This is a genomic window from Streptomyces sp. NBC_00247, from assembly GCF_036188265.1.
Classification (GTDB): Bacteria; Actinomycetota; Actinomycetes; order Streptomycetales; family Streptomycetaceae; genus Streptomyces.
Map to the genome: position 1 here is coordinate 1,516,277 of NZ_CP108093.1, position 19,942 is coordinate 1,536,218.

Here is a 19,942-nt window from a genome sequence, read left to right on the forward strand (position 1 = left end):
CGGGGAGACGGTCGTCCCTGCCCACCACGGCACAAGGGTGCTCGACCACACCAGGAGGCACAGTGAACAGCGATCGGGACGAGATGCGCGAGGGATGGAACACGCCCGGCGACGAGTCGTCCGACGCCGATCCCGCCGAGCTGACGGGTGAGTTCACCATCGACTACACCCCGCCCGCCTGGTACACGCAGAACGCCGTGGGCGACTCTTCGGGCGGATCCGGCACACCTGCGACTCCGCCGCCTCCGAGCGGGTCGCCGCTCCCGGTGCCGGGCCTGCCGTCCCAGGGCGGGTTCGAGCCTGCGTGGGCGCCCGCGCCGCCCGTCCAGCCCGCGCCGCCCGCGCCGCCCGTCCAGCCCGCGATTCCCGAACAGGTCCCGCCCGTCGCGCCGTTCGCGCCCGGGCCCTTCGCGCCCGGCCCGTCCGCACCGCCGGCGTCGTCCTCGGCCCCGGTCCCGCCGGCGTCCACGGCCGGGGGCGGAATCGCCTCGCAGCCGCTCGGGGGCGGCGACGTGGAGAGCGGTGCCACGATGCGCTTCTCCGCGGCGGCGCTGAAGCGGGAGTTCGCCGCCCGCGACGCCGAGGCCGCAGCAGCCGCTGCCGGGTCGGGTACGGGTACGGAAGCGCCGTCGTCCTCCCCGCCGCCCGCCCTCCCGCCCGCCCCCGGGGGCGGCTCCGCCCCGGGGGCGTACGGGAACGCTCCCGCCGCCGGGGCCGAGGAGAGGGCCGAGGTCACCGGCACCGCCGCCTCCGACGCGCCCGCCCAACACGACACGGCCGGTCAGCACGACACGGCGCCGGCGGACGACACGGCCCCGGCGGACGAGGCCCGGGCGGACGCCTCCGGCACGGAAGCCACCGCGGCCTCCGAGGCGGACGAGCGCCCCAGCGACGTCGCCCCTTCCTCCGGCGGCCCCGCTCCCACGGACGCGTCCGCCCCGGAGACCGCGAACGCCCCGGGCGCCCCGGCCACTTCGGCTTCGGCGGACGAGTCGGCCACCCCGTGGGACGCCGCCGCCCCGGCCGCCGGTGAGCCCCTCGCGCCCGAACCGCCGCACCCGGGTGACCAGGCCGCCCCGGTTCCGTGGTCCCCCGCACCCCCGGCCGCGCAGGTGCCGAACGCGCTGCCCCCGCTGCCGCCCGCCTTCCACCCGGCCGGACCCCAGCCCAGCGCCCCGGAACCGGCGCCCCAGTGGCCCGCCTCCCCCGACCGGCCGGCCGGAGGCTACGGCTCCCCGCAGGCGCCCCAGCCTCCGACGCCCCAGCCGCCGCGGATCCCCGAGCCCAACGGCCCGTACGGGCAAGGTGGTTACGGCTTCCCGCAGCAGCAGTACCCGCCGTACCCGCCCCGGAGCGGCTCGCTGCCCCCGCAGGTGCCGCAGCAGGCCGGCTACGGGTTCCCCCAGCAGCCCCCGGCCCCGCAGCTCCCGGCCCCGCAGCCCCCGGCCCCGCAGCCGCCCGCTCCTCTGCCGCCCGCTCCTCTGCCGCCTCAGGCGTCCGGCGCACCGGCCGGCTACGGCTACCCGCAGGGCCCTCCGCAGCCCCACCAGCCGTACACGCCCCAGGCCTACGTGCCCCAGCAGGGCCAGCCGCCCCAGCAGGGTCTGCCCCAGCAGTTCCCGCAGCCGCCGCAGCCCCCTCAGGAGCACATCCCGTTCCCGGCGCAGGCCGCCCCGCAGCCGCCTCAGCAGGGACCTGCGCAGCAGCCCGTCGACCCGCGGACCAGCGGCGCCTGGCCCACCCCGGTCACGCACGACCAGCGGGAGCGCTCGGTGCCGGGCGCTCCGCTCGGGTACACCGCCGCCGTCGAGCTCTCCTCGGACCGGCTGGTGCGGGGGAAGCAGAAGGCGAAGAGCAGTCGGAACCCCTCCCCCGCCAGCCGTTTCAAGCTGGGCGGCAAGAAGGAGGAGGCCGACCGGCTGCGCAAGCTGGAACTGATCCGGACGCCGGTGCTCTCCTGCTACCGCATCGCCGTGATCAGCCTCAAGGGCGGTGTCGGCAAGACCACGACGACCACCGCGCTGGGTTCGACGCTGGCCACCGAGCGGCAGGACAAGATCCTCGCCATCGACGCGAACCCGGACGCCGGGACGCTCGGCCGCCGGGTGCGCCGGGAGACCGGGGCCACCATCCGCGACCTGGTCCAGGCGATCCCGTACCTCAACTCGTACATGGACATCCGCCGCTTCACCTCGCAGGCGCCCTCCGGGCTGGAGATCATCGCCAACGACGTGGACCCGGCGGTCTCCACGACCTTCAACGACGAGGACTACCGCCGGGCGATCGAGGTGCTGGGCAAGCAGTACCCGATCATCCTCACCGACTCGGGCACCGGGCTGCTCTACAGCGCGATGCGCGGGGTGCTCGACCTGGCGGACCAGCTGATCATCATCTCGACGCCCTCGGTGGACGGCGCGTCCAGCGCGTCCACCACGCTGGACTGGCTGTCCGCGCACGGCTACGCCGACCTGGTGCAGCGCTCCCTGACGGTCATCTCGGGGGTCCGCGAGACCGGCAAGATGATCAAGGTGGACGACATCGTCCAGCACTTCCAGACGCGGTGCCGGGGTGTCGTGGTCGTCCCGTTCGACGAGCACCTGGCGGCGGGCGCCGAGGTCGATCTCGACATGATGCGGCCGAAGACCCGCGAGGCGTACTTCCACCTCTCCGCGCTCGTCGCGGAGGACTTCGCCCGCGCCCAGCAGCAGCAGGGCCTGTGGACCGCGGACGGCCAGAGCCCGCCGCCGCAGTACGCGCCGCCGATGCCCGGGCACCAGCAGTACCCGCCGCAGGCGCACCCCCAACAGCCGTATCCGCAGCAGCCGTACGGGGGACAGCAGCCGCCGCAGTCGCCGTACGGCGGGCAGCAGCCGTACGGGGGACAGCAGCCACCCCCGCAGCCGTACCCCCCGCAGTCCTACCCGCCGCAGTCCGGCAACGGCTGGCAGCAGGGGCCGCCTCCGCCGGCGCAGGCGTACGGCGCGCGGCCCGGCCAGGACGGGCAGGCTGGCCAGCCAGGACAGCCCGAGCGGCCGGGTCCGCCCGGTCCCGAGGGCCCGTGGCCCGCGCCGGGATGGCAGCAGCAGCCGCCCGCGCCGCCCCACAGCTGAGGCAAAGTGGTCTACACCAATGAGGGCCCGCACCGTTGCGACGGTGCGGGCCTTTTGCGTATTCCCGCAGCCCACACGCCGTTTCGCCGACCGTTGACTCCAGTTGGCCGCCGCTGATAGACCTCTCCATCACCAGTTGGCGAACCACTGCTCTACCCGCCGCCCCACCAGCGAGTCATGACGCGAGGTCGACGTCCCATGGTCACAAGAAGTCCCGTCCGCTCCACCCGGCCAGGCCATCGTCTGCGCCTCCTCACGGCCTCGGGTGCCGCCGCGCTGGCGCTCGCCGCCGGCTCGCTCGTACCGGGCGCCCCCGCTCCGCTCGCCGCCTCCCCCGCACAGGCAGACGACGGGAAGACGACCCTCACGGTCGCGGTCGCGCAGAGCGTGGACTCACTGAGTCCGTTCCTGGCCCAGCGGCTGCTGAGCACCAGCGTCCTGCGGCTCATGTACGACTACCTGACGAACTATGACCCCAAGGACAGCCACGCCGTCCCGGGGCTCGCCACCGCGTGGGAACCGTCCCCGGACAAGCTGACGTGGACGTACACCATACGGCCCGACGCGAAGTGGTCGGACGGCGAGAAGGTCACGGCCGACGACGCCGCCTGGACCTTCAACACGATGATGAAGGACGAGGGCGCGGCCACGGCCAACGGCTCCTTCGTCACCAACTTCGACACGGTGACCGCCCCCAGCCCGGACAAGCTCGTCATCACCCTGAAGAAGCCGCAGGCGACGATGGCCGCGCTCGACGTGCCCATCGTCCCCGAGCACGTCTGGAAGGACGTCGCCGACTTCTCGAAGTTCAACAACGACACGAAGTTCCCCATCGTCGGCGACGGACCGTTCGTCCTGACCGACTACAAGGTCGACAGCTACGTCAAGCTCAAGGCCAACAAGGACTTCTGGCGCGGTTCGCCCAAATTCGACGAGATCGTGTTCCGGTACTACAAGGACCAGGACGCCGCTGTCGCCGCACTGCGCAAGGGCGAGGTCTCCTTCGTCGCCGGCAGTCCGAGCCTGACCCCCGCCCAGGCGGCCTCGCTCAAGAACGCCCCGGACATCAAGGTGAACGAGGGCCCCGGCCGCCGCTTCTACGCGCTGGCCACCAACCCGGGCGCGCGCACCAAGGACGGCCAGAAGTTCGGCGACGGCAACCCGGCGCTGCTCGACCAGAAGGTCCGTCAGGCGCTCTTCCTCGCCGTCGACCGCAAGACCATCATCGACAAGGTCTTCCAGGGCCACGCGGTGGAGGGCGCGGGATACATCCCGCCGCGCTTCTCCGCGTACCAGTGGCAGCCCGCCGCCGGGCAGCAGCTGGGCTACGACCCCGCCCGCGCCGCCTCCCTGCTCGACCAGGCCGGGTACAAGAAGAACGGCGACGGCAAGCGGGTCGGCAAGGACGGCAAGCCGCTGGACCTTCGCATCCTGTGCCACGCCACCGACCCGAACGACAAGGCGGTAGGCAAGTACCTCCAGGAGTGGTGGGGCGACCTCGGCGTCGGGCTGAAGGTCGACTGCCTCGACAACGTCTCGGACCCCTGGTACGCCGGTGAGTACGACCTCGCCTTCGACGGCTGGTCGGTCAACCCGGACCCGGACTTCGTCCTCTCCATCCACACCTGCGGCGCGCTGCCCGCGAAGGCCAAGGAAACGGCCGCCACCGACAACTTCATCTGCGACCCGCGGTTCGACGACCTCTACGCGAAGCAGCTGGCCGAGTACGACCCCGTGGCCCGCGCGACGCTCGTCAAGGACATGCAGTCGCGGCTGTACGACACCGGGTACATGAACGTCATGGCGTACCCGAACGCCGTGGAGGCCTACCGCACCGACCAGATCGCCTCCATCACCACCATGCCCTCGGACGCCGGCAACATCTACGGCCAGGACGGCTACTGGAGCTGGTGGTCCGCCGTCCCGGCCGCCTCGGCGAGCGGTTCCTCGGACTCGGGTTCCTCGACCGGGGTGCTCGTCGGCGTCGGCATCGCCGTCGTCGTCCTGGCCGCCGGCGGACTGCTGTTCGCCCGCCGCCGCCGTTCCACCGCGGAGGACCGGGAATAACCGATGAGCACTGACAGCACTCCCCTGCCGGGCTTCGGCCCGACGGGCGTGGAGGGTGCGGGAACCGCCGGTCCGGCTCAGGCCGGGCCGGCGGTCCGCTCTCCGCACGCCCGATCCACCACCGCCTACCTCCGCTACGTGGCGGGCAAGCTGGCCGGCGCGGCCGTCTCGCTCTTCGCCGTCCTCGTCACCAGCTTCTTCCTCTTCCGGCTGATCCCCGGCGATCCGGTCAAGCAGATGACCGGCGGGCGTCAGGTGACCACCGAGCAGATCGTCGCGATGCGCCGGGAGTTCGGGCTCGACCTGCCGCTCTGGCAGCAGTTCACCCAGTACTGCGGCAACGCGCTGACCGGCGACTTCGGCACCTCGTACCAGTTCCGCGCCCCGGTCGTCGACAAGATCTCCGAGGCGCTGCCCGCGACGCTGCTGCTCACCGGCACCGCGTTCGTGATCTACACGGCGATCGGCATCTGGCTGGGCTCCCGCTCCGCCTGGCGCAACGGCTCCTTCGGGGACCGCTTCCACACCGCGTTCGCGCTGACGCTCTACTCCGTACCGTCGTTCTGGCTCGGACTGCTGCTGATCGTCACGCTCTCGGTGGGCATCGGCCCGATCCCGGGGCTCTTCCCGACCGGCGGCATGGAGTCCGGCGACTCGTCCGGCTTCGGCTACGTCCTGGACGTCGCCCACCACTTGGTGCTGCCGGTCCTCACGCTGGTGGCGGTGGAGTACGCCCGCACCCTGCTGGTGATGCGCTCCTCGCTGCTCGACGAGATGGGCAGCGACTATCTGACGACGGCCCGCGCCAAGGGGCTGCGGGACGACCAGGTCCGCCGTAAGCACGCGGTGCCGAACGCGATGCTGCCGACGGTGACGCTGCTCTTCGTCAACCTCGGCAACACGGTCGCCGGCGCCATCCTGGTGGAGACCGTGTTCTCCTGGCCGGGCCTCGGCGGCCTCTTCTACCAGGCGCTGAGCGTGCCCGACCTGCCGTTGGTGCAGGCGCTGTTCTTCGTCTTCGCGGCAGCGGTGATCCTGATGAACACGCTCGCCGACGTGCTCTATCCGCTCTTCGATCCCCGGGTGGGCCGATGACGACCTCGACGGACGCGCTGGGCCCGGGCAGCGGCCCGCGCTCGCTCGCGTGGACCCGCAGGCGGCGGGCCGCGGCCCGCTTCTGGGCGCAGTACCGGACGCACCGGGCCGGGATGGTGGGCCTCGCCGTCCTGGTGGTCATCGCCGTCCTGGCGCTGGCCGCGCCGCTGCTGGCGGGGGCCGAATCGAAGAGCGTCACCGAAGCCCCCGGCGGACCGATGGAGTCACCGAGCGCCGCGTTCCCGCTCGGTACCGACCAGTTCGGGCGGAACCTGCTGGCACTGCTGCTCTGGGGTGCCCGGGTCTCGCTGACGGTGGGGCTGCTGGCGGCCTTCCTCTCGGTGGCCATCGGCACCCTGGTGGGCGTCACCGCCGGTCACTTCAAGGGCTGGTACGGGGCGGTCGCCATGCGGGTCACCGACTGGTTCCTGGTGATGCCGACCCTGGTGCTCGCCATCGCCCTGGCCACCGTGCTCTCCCGCTCGCTGTGGACGACGGTGCTGGCGATCGGCGTGACCACCTGGCCGACCACCGCCCGGCTGGTCCGCGCCCAGACCCTGTCGGTGGAGTCCCGTCCGTACATCGAGCGCTCCCGGGCACTGGGCGGCGGACACGGCCACGTCATGAGCCGTCATGTGCTCCCCAACGTGATGCCGATGGTCCTCGCCCAGGCCACGCTGGCGATCTCGACCGCGATCCTCACCGAGGCGACCCTCGCCTTCCTGGGGCTCGGCGACCCGACGATCGTCTCCTGGGGCGGTCTGCTCCAGGACGCCCGGGAGGCCGGTGCCGTCAGCTCGGGCGACTGGTGGTACCTCGCCCCGCCCGGACTCGCCATCGCGGTCGTCGCGCTCGCCTTCACCCTGTGCGGCCGGACCATCGAGTCCGTGCTCAACCCCAAGCTGGGGGTGGAGCGTTGAGCATCCCCGAGGAACGGACCGGCATGACAGCCACCGAGACCGGCGGGCCCCTGCTGGAGGTGCGCGACCTCCGTGTCACCTACGGCTCCGGGCCGCTGGCCGTCCCCGCCGTGCGCGGCGTGGACCTGCGGGTCGAGGCCGGGCAGAAGCTCGGCATCGCCGGGGAGTCCGGCTGCGGGAAGTCGACGCTGGCGCTCGCGCTGCTGCGCCTGCTGCCCGCATCGGCCACCCTGAGCGGCGAGATCCTCCTGGACGGTGAGGACGTCCTGACGATGAAGTGGGGCCGGCTGCGGGCCGTCCGCTGGGCGGGGGCGTCCATCGTCTTCCAGGGGGCGATGCACTCCCTCAACGCGGTGCACCGGGTCGGCGACCAGATCGCCGAACCGATCCTGCTGCACCACCGGGCGACCCCGGCCGCCGCCCGCACCCGCGCCGGTGAGCTGCTGGAGCAGGTGGGGCTGCCGGCGGCCCGGGCCGCCGCCTACCCGCACGAGCTCTCCGGCGGCCAGCGACAGCGGGTCATGATCGCCATGGCGCTCGCCTGCGACCCCCGGCTGATCGTCGCGGACGAGCCGACCACCGCGCTCGACGTGATGATCCAGGCCCAGATCCTCCGGCTGATCGAGCAGCTCGTCGCCGACCAGGATCTCGGGCTCGTCATGATCAGTCACGACTTGGCGGTGCTCTCCGACACCTGCGACCGGCTCGCCGTGATGTACGCGGGCCGGATCGTGGAGGAGGGCCCCGCCCAGGAGGTGTACCGGCACGCCCGCCACCCGTACGGGGCGGCGCTCTCCGCAGCCTTCCCGCGCATCGGCGACCCCGCCTCCCGGCACGCCCCGCGCGGGCTGCCCGGCGATCCGCCGGACCCGGCCGCACTGCCCTCCGGCTGCACCTTCCACCCCCGGTGCTCGGCGGCGCTGGACACCTGCGCCGAGGAGGACCAGTGGCTGCGGGACGCCGGACCGGGCCGCCGCGCGGCCTGCGTCCTGGTGGGACCGGCGACGGCGACGGCCGTCACGCACACCGAGGAGGTACCGGTCGCGAAGGCGCCGGTCGTCGAAGCGTCCGCCACGGACACCGGTACGACCACGGGCGCGGGCGAACCAGGAGCAGAGGAAGCGAGGAGCACCCCATGACGACCACCCCGGCGACGTCCACCCCCGCGACGACCGCACCCCTGCTGAGCGCCGAGGCGCTGGAGGTCACCTTCCCAGGCCGCCGCGGGGCCGCGCCCGCACGGGCCGTGGACGGGGTGACGCTCGACATCCTGCCGGGCGAGATCGTGGCCCTCGTCGGCGAGTCCGGGTGCGGCAAGACGACACTCGCCCGGTCGCTGCTGGGCCTGGTCGCGCCGACCTCCGGCCGGATCACCTTCGAGGGGCGGCCGCTGGACCCCTCCGCGCGGGCCATGAAGGCGTACCGCAAGCGCGCCCAGCTGGTGCTCCAGGACCCCAGCGGCTCCCTCAACCCCCGCCACACGGTGTACGACGCGGTGGCGGAAGGGCTGCGCATCCACGGCCACCGGGGCGACGAGACCGCTGCGGTGGCCGGGGCGCTCTCCCGGGCCGGACTGCGGCCCCCGGAACGGTTCTTCCTGCGCTACCCGCACGAGCTGTCGGGCGGTCAGCGCCAGCGCGTCGTGATCGCGGGGGCGTTGGTACTGGAACCCGAACTCCTGGTCGCCGACGAGCCCGTGGCGTCACTGGACGCCTCGGTGCGCGGGGAGATCCTCGCGCTGCTGCTGCGGCTGCGGGACGAACTCGGCCTCTCCGCACTGATCGTGACCCACGATCTGGGGCTCGCGTGGAACATCGCGGACCGGGTGGCGGTGATGTACCTGGGGCGGATCGTGGAGACCGGGCCGGTCGAGCAGATCCTGACGGCCCCCCGGCATCCCTACACCAAGGCGCTGCTGTCGGTGCTGCCGGAGGCACCTGGCGAGCCGGTGGTGCTGTCCGGCGAGGCGCCGGACCCCTCGAACGTACCGGGGGGATGCCGGTTCCACGTCCGCTGCCAGGTGTTCGCCTCGGGCGAGGCCGAACGGGCCGGAGTGGCGGACGCCTGCCGCACCAGGGATCTGCCCGTTCTCGACGGCTCGGGCGCCGGGCAGGTCGCCTGCCACTGGGCGCACTCGACCGCCGGGGAGGAACCGGCTCAGGCTCCGGCTCCGGCGTAGTGGCGGGGGCCGGGCGCGGTCAGGCGCCGCGCCCGGCCCGGGGCCCGTAACGGGGGCCCGGGCTCGCGGCGTCCAGAACTCGATGCACACGCCCTGGAAGACCGCTGAAGATCTTGCTCAGGCCACCCGGATCATCCCGAATCGCCGGTACATGCCCATCGCCATGAACCGGTGCGAGCCGGGCGTGATCGCAAGATCTTCAGGGCACTCCTCAAGCGCGTCGCGAATGCGGCGCACGCCCTAGTACGCGGCGATCAGCTCGGTGCACCGTTCGACGTCGGCGGCCATCGCCACCAACAGGTCGTCGACGGAGTCGAACTTCAGCATCCCGCGCACATAGGCGAGGAAGTCCACCGCCGCGTGCATGCCGTACAGGTCCAGGCCGATCCGGCCGATGGCGTACGCCTCCACGGTCCGCTCGACACCGTCGAACTGCGGGTTGGTGCCGACCGAGATCGCGGCCGGCATGCACTCGCCGGCCACGTTCAGCCAGCCCGCGTAGACGCCGTCGGCGGGGATCGCGCTGTGCGGGACCGTCTCGACGTTGGCGGTGGGGAAGCCCAGGTCGCGACCGCGCTGCGCGCCGCGCACCACGATGCCCTCGACCCGGTGCGGCCGGCCCAGGATCTCGGCGGCTCCCAGGACGTCGCCCTCGGCGATCAGCCGGCGGGTCAGCGTCGAGGAGAAGGGCAGTCCGCCGCCCGCCTCTCCGCTGACGAACAGGTCGATGACCTCGACCGTGTAGTCGTAGGTGGCGCCGAGTTCGGCGAGGAGTTCGACGTTGCCCGCCGCCTTGTGACCGAACCGGAAGTTCGGGCCCTCGATGACGGTCCGCGCGTGCAGCCGGTCGACCAGCACCTTCACGATGAAGTCGTCCGGCGCCAGCTTCGAGAACTCCGGAGTGAACGGCAGAATGAGCAGCGCGTCGACACCCAGCTCCGCCATCAGCTCCGCGCGGCGCAGGTGCGGCGCGAGCAACGGCGGGTGGCTCCCCGGGCGGACGACCTCACTGGGGTGCGGGTCGAAGGTCACCACGACGGACGGCACACCCAGCTCGCGGGCGCGTTCCACGGCCCGGCCGATGATCAGCTGGTGTCCTCGGTGCACCCCGTCGTAGGACCCGATGGTGACGACGCTGCGTCCCCAGTCCTCGGGGATGTCCTCCAAGCCGCGCCAGCACTGCACCGTGACCGCTCCTCGCCCGAACCTGCATGTGTGTGGGTTACGCAGGTCTAAGACTGCCATGCTCGTGCCCGGCCGACTGCATCGGCACCTTCATCGTGCGCCGGGACTCCGTCAGCCGTTCCAGGGCAGCCCGCGCACCGGGTCCCACGACCGCCGCCCACTCCTCGGGAGCGGCGGCCAGCCACCGGCAGACCATCGGCGCGAACCCCGGCACGTCGGACGCGAGTTCGACCAGCTCCCGGTCGAACCGGCCGGCCCCCTCCGCCGACCGGGCGAGGAGTGTCCCGGTCCGGTGCACCAGCGCGCGGGTACGGGCCTCCGGGCGCCGCGCGGAGCCCGTGGCGGCAGTCCGGAGCAGGGCGTGCAGCACGTCCGGATCGCGTCCGGTGGTCTGTTCGTACTCCATCAGCGTCTCCAGCAGCTCTGCACGGGCGGCCCGGGACGCCGGGCTTCCCCCCGCGGCGAGTGTCCGGACCAGCGCGGCGCGGACCGGAGCGGGCGCGGGCGGGTCCCGGAGCAGCGAGGCGACCAGTGGAAGCAGCAGCGCGCGGGCCGCGGCGCCCTGTTCCAGCCGCTGGTCCACCAGGGCCGCGACCCGTGCGCCGGCGGAGCCCCCGCCGTCCCCGGAACGCTGGACGTAGGTGCGGACGAGTCCGGCGGTGTGCAGCGAGAGAGCCGGGAGGTCCAGGGCGGCCAGCTCGGCGAGCGCCCTGCCCGCCTCCTCCCCCGGCCGGGACAACCGGTCGCGGAGGGCGGTCAGCACGGGCTGGGGGAAGGACGGCAGCGCCTCGGCCACCAGGGCGGTCGGCAGGCCCGGTGCGCCCTCGGCGTAGGCCCGCAGCGCTTGGGGCAGCCACCGGTCCCGCGTCTGCGGGTCGCGGACGAGCAGGGCGAGCGCCGGGCCGTGCAGCGGGGCGTCCTCCGTCCGCCCGAGCAGGGCGAGGGCGGCGGCCCGCAGCAGCGCCCGGTCCTCGGCCGCGTCGGCCCGGCCGAGGACGACGCCGGCGTACCGCGCGGCGGCGGCGCGGCGCTCGGGCCGCTCGTCGTCGCGGGCCCAGCGGGCGACCGCGCGGCTCAGGATGGCGGGCTCGTCCTCGGCGAGGGCGAGGAGGAGTTCCGCGGCGCAGGGGTGCGGGGTGTCCACCAGCGCCTCGGTGAGGTCGTCGGGGGCGAGTGCGCGGCGCGCGTACAGCAGTGTCTGCGCGGCGGTGGCGACCGTGGGCCGCCGGTCCGGCGGGCCGTCCGCGCGTTCGTCGGACCCGTCGCCGCGTTCGTCGGACCCGTCGGTGCGGAGCGGGCGCTCGTCGGTGAACCAGCCGCACAGCAGCCGCCGCACCACTGCCGGGTCGGCCGTCAGCAAGCGGTCCGCCGAGTCGAGGAAGCTCTCCTGTCCGTCGCGTCCCGGAGCCCCGTCGGCGGGCATCAGCATCCGCAGCAGATCGGTGCGGTCCTCCACCGGCAGCCTCAGCCGCAGCCAGAACCAGGGGTCGAACGCGGCGTACGCCCCGCCCCGTAGGGGCCCGGCGGCGGCCCGGGTGATGCGCCCGGCGAGCACCCGCAGCACCCCGGCGTACGGGCGGGCGTCGGCGACCTTGAGCAGCGTCTCGCGCAGCAGCCGGGCGGCCCACCACGCGGCGTCCTCGTGGCCGGGGCGCGACGACGGGCCGCCCTCCCGTGCGCGGGCGCCGAGGTGGTCCAGTGCCTCGATCAGGTCGGCCATCCGGTGCGCGAGCGCGGCGTCGCCGTGGCGCCGCCCTGCCAGCAGCAGCGCCTGGACGACCGGCCCGACGCGGTGGCGGGGTACGGGCAGGTGCTGCGAGGGCCCCGGGCTCCCGGCCGCCGCGTCGTCGGCGTGCCAGCGGTGCACCAGGAAGCCGAGGGCGGCGTCCAGGTCGAGGTGGGCGCCCTGCACCCAGTCGCCGACCTCCTCGTGGGCGAAGCGGTACCCCGCGCCGGCCGGTACGAGGAGGCCCTCGGCCAGGACGGCACGGGCCCAGCCGGTACGTCGGGGGAAGAGCTCCTCGAAGGCGGCCGGGTCCAGCTCCCCCTCGCCGGGGCCCAGACACCGGCGGGCCGCCTCGTGCACCTGGCCCGCCACCCGTGCGGCGAGCCTGCGCACGGCGGTGCCGCCCATGGGCGGCACGGCGGGCGCCGCGATCCGCGTGGCCACCCGGGCACAGGTCAGGTCGAGGTGGGCGGCGAAGACGTCGTCGGTGTCCGGGCTGCCCGGCACGTCGGGCGGCAGCACCGCGCGGACCTCGGCGAGGAGCCTCAGGGTCAGCGGGTGGCGGTCGTGGCCCGCCGCGACGGCTCCCTCGGCGATGCCGTACCGCTCCCTGGCCAGGGCCGCCCGGGCCCGGTCGAGATCGGTCAGCAGCAGACAGGGCGGCAGGCCGGCGACGGGGCGCGCGGGACGGTGCAGGACTCCCGGCGGATGGAGCGCCCCCGCCGTCTCCCAGTGCTCGGGGCGGCAGGCGACCACCATGCGGACCTCGTGCGCGCGGAGCCAGCCCGCGGTGGCGGAGGTCCATCCGGCGAGCCTGCGGGCGAGGGCGGGCGGCATCTCCTCGGGCCCGTCCAGCAGGACGAGCAGGGGTCGCCCCGCTCGGGCGGCGAGGGCGGCGATCCGCTCGGGGGTGGCTCCGGCCGACTCCTCCGGGGCGGCGGCCGGGCCGTCCGCCGCGCCCACGACGCGGGCGGCCCGCTCCAGGGTCCGGGCGACGGCGTCGGCCACCGAGAGGTCGTCGGCCCGCAGATCGGCGCCGCGCAGCCACAGGGTGGGCGCGCGGACGGCCGTCTCCGCGCGGCGGGCGGCGAGGGCGACGAGTTCGGTGGTACGGCCGGTGCCGGAGGCGCCGACGAGGCCGAGGACGGTCGCCGTACCGCCGCCGAAGGCGTCGAGCTCCGCGGCGACGTCCTCGCGTGCGACGGGGCGTGGGCAGGGGCCCCGCTCGGCGGGGCCGGCCCCGCCCGCGGTGGCGGCGGTGAGCCGGAGGGCGCCCGCCAGGTTGAGATCGGGGCCGTGGCCGGGGACGGTGAGGGCGTTCCGTTCCAGGAGCTCGTCGAGCGGGCCGCCGTCGCCCGGGTGCAGCAGCACGGCGAGCCCCGCCGCCTCGTGTCCGGCGCGCAGAGCCGGGCAGAGCACGCCGAGGACGGCTCCGGTACGCGGGTCGGTGACGGGTCCGCCGATCGCGGCGCCGCCGGAGCGCAGCGCGTCGCGGCCGTCCGTGCCGACGGCGAGTTCCAGCGCGGTGGCCACCTGGTACCCGTGGCCGTCCCGGGTGGTGTAGGTGGCCGGGGTGGTACCGAGAACGCGGGCCTGACGGATGCCGTGGGCGGCGATGTGGACGTACGCGCCGGGCTCCGCGCGTTCGGGCGCCGCGATGGGCAGGGGTTCCAGGCCGAGTGCGGCGGCGTCCGCGGTGTGCAGCAGCGCGAGACCGAGAGCAGGCAGCGGGAGGACGTCGTCGGGGCCCACCGGCCGGGTGACGCCGTCCGGCCCCGGCCCCCGCAGGAGAAGCGGCCCGCCCGTGAGGAAGCCGTCGAGGACCTGGTGGCTGGTCACGACGGTGCCCCGGTCGTCGGCCAGGAATCCGGTGCCCCGGGGCCGGCCGGCCTGGTCGCAGATCCTCACCAGCGTCGTACGGTCCCCGCTACCCATGGTTCAGAAGGTAGGCGGGCGGAGGCGGGCCGATAGGCCAGAACGGGTGAATACGCCCCCTCACGCCCCTGTTTCACTCCGAGCGCCCGTCCATTGGGGTGAGTTCGGGGGCCCTCATGGACAGAGTGCTCGGCGGGGGGGCGTGGAGAGCCGGGGGCCTGCTCCACGACGGCGGGCCTGTCTTCCGTCCGGTGCGCACCGGACGGAAGACAGGCCCGCGAAGAAGGCTGTGCGGGGAAACGCCGTACGGGAACGCCGTGCGAGGGCCGGTGACGGCTCACCCGCACACACTCCACCCGCACGCACTCACCCGCAGACCGCTCAGGCGAAGACGGCGAGGCTCTTGGCCTTGCCCTTCTCCTCCTCCACCAGCACCAGGAAGGCGCCGTCCGGCCCGAAGACCGCGACCGGCCCCGACGGGTACGCCGGCATGTCCAGCCGGACCCCGTTGAGCAGCAGCTTGGCCCGTTTCTCGTCCACGTCCCAGCGCGGGAAGGCCGACGCGGCGGCCTCGGCCACCGGCATCACGGTCAGTTCCTGCTGGTGCTGGTCGAGCGTCCGGGCCGCGTCGAGGCCGTACGGGCCGACCCGGGTGCGCCGCAGCGCGGTCAGGTGCCCGCCGACACCGAGCCCGGCGCCGAGGTCCCGGGCGAGGGCCCGGATGTACGTCCCCGAGGAGCAGACGACGGAGACGACCAGGTCCAGCACCGGGGTGCCGTCCTCGGCGACCGCCTCGCGGACGTCGTACAGGCGGAACGAGGAGACCGTCACCGGACGGGCCGGGATCTCGAACTCCTCGCCGCCGCGCACCCGCGCGTACGACCGCTTGCCGTCGATCTTGATGGCGCTGACCTTGGACGGGACCTGCATGATCGGCCCCGACAGGGCGGCGATACCGGTGTCGACGGCCTCACGGGTGACCTTCGAGGCGTCGGTGGACGAGGTGATCTCGCCCTCGGCGTCGTCGGTGACGGTGTCCTGGCCGAGCCGGATCGTACCGAGGTACTCCTTCTCGGTGAGCGCGAGGTGGCCGAGGAGCTTGGTGGCCCGTTCCACGCCGAGCACCAGTACCCCGGTCGCCATCGGGTCCAGCGTGCCGGCGTGGCCGACGCGCCGGGTGCGGGCGATGCCGCGCATCTTGGCGACGACGTCGTGCGACGTGAAGCCGGACGGCTTGTCGACGATGACAAGGCCGTCCGGCGTCTTGATCTGCTCTGTCATGCGGAGGTGTCGTCCTCGTCCTCCGGCTTGCGGTACGGGTCGGCGCCGCCCGCGTACGTGGCGCCCGAGGACGCCTCGCGCACCTTGGCGTCCGAGGCCCGCACCTGGTCGAGGAGGTCCTCGATCGCCTTGGCGTTGCCCGGCAGGGCGTCCGCCACGAAGGTGAGGGTGGGGGTGAACTTCGTCCCCGCCGCCGCTCCGACCGCCGACCGCAGAACGCCCTTGGCGCTCTCCAGGCCGGCCGCCGCGCTGGCCCGGTCCTCGTCGTCGCCGTAGACCGTGTAGAAGACCGTGGCCTCCCGCAGGTCACCCGTGACGCGGGTGTCCGTGATCGTCACATGGGTACCCAGCCGGGGGTCCTTGACCCCGCGCTGCAGTTTCTCGGCGACCACCTGCTGGATGAGGTCCGCCAGCTTCTTCGCCCGCGCGTTGTCGGCCACTGGTCCGTCTCCTTCTGCCTTGCTCAATCGTCTTCGTCGCTGTGCAGCCGCCGCCGTACGGACAGCAGCTCCACTTCCGGCCGGCCGGCGACGAGTCGCTCGCACCGGTCCAGCACGTCAGTGAGGTGCCGGGTTTCCCCGGAGACCACGGCGAGGCCGATTTCGGCCCTGCGATGGAGATCCTGATCGCCCGTCTCCGCCACGCTCACCGCGAATCTGCGCTGGAGCTCGGCGACGATCGGCCGGACGACGGAACGCTTCTCCTTCAACGACCGTACGTCGCCGAGGAGCAGATCGAAGGACAGAGTCCCCACATACATGGATGTCCGGATGTCCCGCCGGTTCGGGTTCGCGCCCTGCTCACGCGTGGCAGGGACACGAGAACCGTACACGGAACGGCCGGGGCCGATCGACGGAATTACCTTCCGCCGATCGGCCCCGACTGTTGAGGTACGGGTCAGCCTCGCGGCTTCTCGCGCATCTCGTACGTCGCGATGACGTCGTCGATCTTGATGTCGTTGAAGTTTCCGAGGTTGATACCGCCCTCGAAGCCTTCGCGGATCTCGGTGACGTCGTCCTTGAAGCGGCGCAGACCGGAGATGTTGAGGTTCTCCGCGATGACCTTGCCGTCGCGGAGCAGGCGCGCCTTGGTGTTGCGCTTGACCTCGCCCGAGCGGACCAGGACACCGGCGATGTTGCCCAGCTTGGACGAGCGGAAGACCTCGCGGATCTCCGCCGTGCCGAGCTCGACCTCTTCGTACTCCGGCTTGAGCATGCCCTTGAGGGCCGCTTCGATCTCTTCGATCGCCTGGTAGATGACCGAGTAGTACCGGACGTCCACGCCCTCGCGCTCGGCCATCTGCTGCGCGCGCCCTGCGGCACGCACGTTGAAGCCGATCACGATGGCGTCGGAGCCGGTCGCCAGGTTGATGTCCGACTCGGTGACCGCACCCACACCGCGGTGCAGGATGCGGATGTCGACCTCGTCGCCGACGTCGAGCTGGAGCAGCGAGGACTCGAGAGCCTCCACCGAACCGGACGCGTCGCCCTTGATGATGAGGTTGAGTTCCTGGACCAGACCAGCCTTGAGCGCCTCGTCGAGGTTCTCCAGGGAGAACCGGACACCCTTGCGGGCGAAGTTGGCGTTGCGCTCACGGGCCGCACGCTTCTCGGCGATCTGCCGGGCCGTGCGGTCCTCGTCGACGACCAGGAAGTTGTCGCCGGCACCCGGGACGTTGGTGAGACCGAGGACGAGGACGGGGGTCGACGGACCCGCTTCCTCGACGTTCTCGCCCTTGTCGTCGAGCATGGCGCGGACACGGCCGTAGGCGTCGCCCACGACCATCGTGTCGCCGACCCGCAGCGTGCCTCGCTGCACCAGGACGGTGGCGACGGCACCGCGACCGCGGTCGAGGTGGGACTCGATGGCGATACCCTGCGCGTCCTGCTCCGGGTTGGCCCGCAGGTCGAGCGAGGCGTCGGCGGTGAGGACGACGGCCTCCAGCAGGGAGTCGATGTTCAGACCCTGCTTGGCGGAGATGTCGACGAACATGGTGTCGCCGCCGTACTCCTCGGCCACCAGACCGAACTCGGTGAGCTGACCGCGCACCTTGACCGGGTCGGCACCCTCGACGTCGATCTTGTTGACCGCGACCACGATCGGCACGTCGGCCGCCTTGGCGTGGTTCAGCGCCTCGATCGTCTGGGGCATCACACCGTCGTTGGCCGCCACCACGAGGATCGCGATGTCGGTCGACTTCGCACCACGGGCACGCATGGCGGTGAACGCCTCGTGACCCGGGGTGTCGATGAAGGTGATCTTCCGGTCCTCGCCGTTGACCTCGGCGGAGACCTGGTAGGCACCGATGTGCTGGGTGATGCCGCCGGCCTCGCCCGCGACGACGTTCGTCTTGCGGATCGCGTCGAGGAGTCGGGTCTTACCGTGGTCGACGTGACCCATGACGGTCACGACCGGCGGACGGGCGATGAGTGCTTCCTCGCCGCCCTCGTCCTCGCCGAACTCGATGTCGAAGGACTCGAGCAGCTCGCGGTCCTCCTCCTCCGGGCTGACGATCTCCAGGACGAAGTTCATCTCGTCCGCGAGGAGCTTCAGCGTCTCGTCGGAGACGGACTGCGTGGCGGTGACCATCTCGCCGAGGTTCATCATCACGCCGACGAGCGACGCCGGGTTGGCGCCGATCTTCTCGGCGAAGTCGGTGAGCGAGGCACCGCGCGACAGACGGACGGCCTGTCCGTTGCCGCGAGGCAGCATGACGCCGCCGACCGACGGGGCCTGCATGGCCTCGTACTCCTGGCGCCTCTGCCGCTTCGACTTGCGACCACGACGCGCCGGACCGCCGGGACGGCCGAACGCACCCTGTGTGCCACCACGGCCACCGGGGCCGCCGGGACGTCCACCGAAGCCGGGACGACCGCCGAAGCCGCCGCCACCGCCGCCGGGACGACCGGCACCGCCGCCGCCACCACCGGGACCGGCCGGACGGCCGGCGAAGCCGCCACCGCCGCCGCCACCGGGACGACCCGCGAAGCCGCCGCCGCCACCGGGACGACCGGCACCGCCGGCGCCGCCGGGACGACCCGCACCGCCGCCGGGACCACGGCCACCGCCGGGGCCACCGCCGGGACGCGGGCCCGCAGCGGGACGCTGCGGCATCATGCCGGGGTTCGGACGGTTACCGGCGGGGGCGCCGGGACGCGGAGCCTGCGGGCGGGGCATCCCGCCCGGGGTCGGACGAGCGCCGCCCTGGGCACCCTGCGGACGCGGAGCGCCGCCGGGGCCACCGGTGTTGCCCTGCGGGCGCGGGGCGCCGGGGCGCTCCTGCCCACCGGGGCGCGGGGCACCGCCGGGACGGGGCGCCTGGGGGCGCGCCATGCCGGTGGAGCCGCCGGAGGTGAACGGGTTGTTGCCCGGACGGGGACCGGCCGGACGTGCGCCGCCGGGACGCGGGGCGCCCTGACCCGCGGGACGCGCGGGGCGGTCGCCGCCACGCTCGCCGCGGTTGTCACGCTGACCGCCGTCACGGTTGTCGCGCTGGCCGCCGTCACGCTGACCGCCGGCCGGGGCCGGACGGGCGGGGGCGGGGCGCGGGCCCGGAGTGGCACCCGCGGGACGCGGGGCCTGGGGCTGCTGGGGCGCGGCCGGCTGGGCCGGGGCCGGCGCCGAGAACTCGGCGACGGGGACCGGGGTCACCGGGGCGGGCCGGGGAGCCGGACGCGGGCCCGGACGGGGACCGGCCGACGGTGCGGCGGGAGCCGCGGGGGCGCCTGCCTCCGGCTCGGCGGTCGGCTTGGGAGCCGGTGCGCCGGGCTTGGGGGCGGCGGGACGTGCCGCAGCGGCCGGGGAGGGCGCCGCGGGCTTGGCGGGGGCGGCCTTGCGAGGCGCTCCCGGCTTGGCAGCGGACTTGCCGGCGTTGCCGCCGGGTCCCTGCAGTGCATCGGTCAACTTGCGTACAACCGGCGCCTCGATCGTCGAGGACGCCGAACGGACGAATTCACCGAGTTCTTGGAGCTTGGCCATGACGACCTTGCTCTCGACGCCGAACTCCTTGGCGAGTTCGTATACCCGGACCTTAGCCACTTCGCTCCTTTTAGGTCCGGGTTACCGCCGGACCGTCGCTACTTCATGGGCGTACTCATCGCGTACTCATCGAGTGCTCATCGCAATCTCGACCTACTTCCAACTCGCGAGGTACCTGACCGCACGGGGACCCGTGCCGTTCACGTTCATTTTTCCTGCGGTGCCACCCGCTCGACGAACCGCTGCAACGCGGAGGTGTCGAACGGCCCCTTGGCCTTGAAGGCCCGGGGGAATGCCCGGCGGCGGACCGCCAGGTCGAGACAGACAGATGCCGGGTGCACATAGGCACCCCGGCCGGGCAGCGTACCGCGTGGATCAGGCGCACAAGCGCCCTCGTCCACCACGATGCGCAGCAACTCGCTCTTGGCCGCTCGCTCCCGGCATCCCACACAGGTGCGTTCGGGACAAGCGCGGGCTTGCGTCCGGCCAGACACGGCTAAGTCTACCTCCCCGCGCCGACCTCACC

At 73.4% G+C, this 19,942-nt stretch carries 13 protein-coding genes; 6 read left to right on the forward strand and 7 right to left on the reverse strand.

Annotated elements, in window-relative coordinates:
* Window positions 1-62: 62 nt before the first annotated feature.
* From OHT52_RS05985 to OHT52_RS06010, 6 genes are all read left to right on the forward strand, one after another.
* The gene (locus OHT52_RS05985; RefSeq protein WP_328719092.1) at window positions 63-3,110 is read left to right on the forward strand and encodes an SCO5717 family growth-regulating ATPase; all 3,048 of its coding nucleotides are present in this window, start codon (window positions 63-65) and stop codon (window positions 3,108-3,110) included.
* Window positions 3,111-3,308: 198 nt separating this feature from the next.
* On the forward strand, window positions 3,309-5,177 hold the full coding sequence (locus OHT52_RS05990; protein WP_328719093.1) for an ABC transporter substrate-binding protein: 1,869 nt from the start codon (window positions 3,309-3,311) through the stop codon (window positions 5,175-5,177).
* A gap of 3 nt (window positions 5,178-5,180) precedes the next feature.
* Complete coding sequence (locus OHT52_RS05995; protein ID WP_328719094.1) at window positions 5,181-6,272, forward strand: ABC transporter permease; 1,092 nt, start codon at window positions 5,181-5,183, stop codon at window positions 6,270-6,272.
* Complete coding sequence (locus OHT52_RS06000; RefSeq protein WP_328719095.1) at window positions 6,269-7,192, forward strand: ABC transporter permease; 924 nt, start codon at window positions 6,269-6,271, stop codon at window positions 7,190-7,192. Before OHT52_RS05995 ends, OHT52_RS06000 begins: the two co-directional genes overlap by 4 nt.
* On the forward strand, window positions 7,081-8,331 hold the full coding sequence (locus tag OHT52_RS06005) for an ABC transporter ATP-binding protein (RefSeq protein WP_443046508.1): 1,251 nt from the start codon (window positions 7,081-7,083) through the stop codon (window positions 8,329-8,331). The genes OHT52_RS06000 and OHT52_RS06005 overlap by 112 nt, the downstream gene beginning before the upstream one ends.
* A complete protein-coding gene (locus OHT52_RS06010; protein WP_328719097.1) occupies window positions 8,328-9,371 on the forward strand; it encodes an ABC transporter ATP-binding protein in 1,044 nt (347 codons plus the stop codon). The genes OHT52_RS06005 and OHT52_RS06010 overlap by 4 nt, the downstream gene beginning before the upstream one ends.
* 240 nt (window positions 9,372-9,611) lie before the next feature.
* On the opposite strand, the gene OHT52_RS06015 is transcribed toward OHT52_RS06010, so the two are convergent.
* From OHT52_RS06015 to OHT52_RS06045, 7 genes are all read right to left on the reverse strand, one after another.
* A complete protein-coding gene (locus tag OHT52_RS06015; RefSeq protein ID WP_328719098.1) occupies window positions 9,612-10,556 on the reverse strand; it encodes a bifunctional riboflavin kinase/FAD synthetase in 945 nt (314 codons plus the stop codon).
* Window positions 10,557-10,593: 37 nt separating this feature from the next.
* Complete coding sequence (locus OHT52_RS06020) at window positions 10,594-14,217, reverse strand: trypsin-like peptidase domain-containing protein (protein ID WP_328719099.1); 3,624 nt, start codon at window positions 14,215-14,217, stop codon at window positions 10,594-10,596.
* Window positions 14,218-14,538: 321 nt separating this feature from the next.
* Window positions 14,539-15,438, reverse strand: a complete 900-nt coding sequence (gene truB, locus OHT52_RS06025) for a tRNA pseudouridine(55) synthase TruB (RefSeq protein WP_328719100.1) — start codon at window positions 15,436-15,438, stop codon at window positions 14,539-14,541.
* On the reverse strand, window positions 15,435-15,878 hold the full coding sequence (gene rbfA / locus OHT52_RS06030) for a 30S ribosome-binding factor RbfA (protein WP_328719101.1): 444 nt from the start codon (window positions 15,876-15,878) through the stop codon (window positions 15,435-15,437). Before rbfA ends, truB begins: the two co-directional genes overlap by 4 nt.
* A 23-nt stretch (window positions 15,879-15,901) precedes the next feature.
* Window positions 15,902-16,198 (reverse strand): DUF503 domain-containing protein, encoded by a 297-nt coding sequence (locus tag OHT52_RS06035; protein WP_328719102.1) that lies wholly within the window; start codon window positions 16,196-16,198, stop codon window positions 15,902-15,904.
* 137 nt (window positions 16,199-16,335) lie between these two features.
* Window positions 16,336-19,476, reverse strand: coding sequence for a translation initiation factor IF-2 (infB, locus tag OHT52_RS06040; RefSeq protein ID WP_328719103.1), 3,141 nt, complete (start codon window positions 19,474-19,476; stop codon window positions 16,336-16,338).
* A gap of 146 nt (window positions 19,477-19,622) precedes the next feature.
* Window positions 19,623-19,910, reverse strand: coding sequence for a YlxR family protein (locus OHT52_RS06045; RefSeq protein WP_328719104.1), 288 nt, complete (start codon window positions 19,908-19,910; stop codon window positions 19,623-19,625).
* Window positions 19,911-19,942 lie beyond the last annotated feature (32 nt).

Coding starts and splice junctions, on each gene's coding strand:
- OHT52_RS05990 (WP_328719093.1), top strand. CDS start 3,309: ATGGTCACAAGAAGTCCCGTCCGCTCCACCCGGCCAGGCCATCGTCTG.
- OHT52_RS05995 (WP_328719094.1), top strand. CDS start 5,181: ATGAGCACTGACAGCACTCCCCTGCCGGGCTTCGGCCCGACGGGCGTG.
- OHT52_RS06000 (WP_328719095.1), top strand. CDS start 6,269: ATGACGACCTCGACGGACGCGCTGGGCCCGGGCAGCGGCCCGCGCTCG.
- OHT52_RS06010 (WP_328719097.1), top strand. CDS start 8,328: ATGACGACCACCCCGGCGACGTCCACCCCCGCGACGACCGCACCCCTG.
- OHT52_RS06020 (WP_328719099.1), bottom strand. CDS start 14,217: ATGGGTAGCGGGGACCGTACGACGCTGGTGAGGATCTGCGACCAGGCC.
- truB (WP_328719100.1), bottom strand. CDS start 15,438: ATGACAGAGCAGATCAAGACGCCGGACGGCCTTGTCATCGTCGACAAG.
- OHT52_RS06035 (WP_328719102.1), bottom strand. CDS start 16,198: ATGTATGTGGGGACTCTGTCCTTCGATCTGCTCCTCGGCGACGTACGG.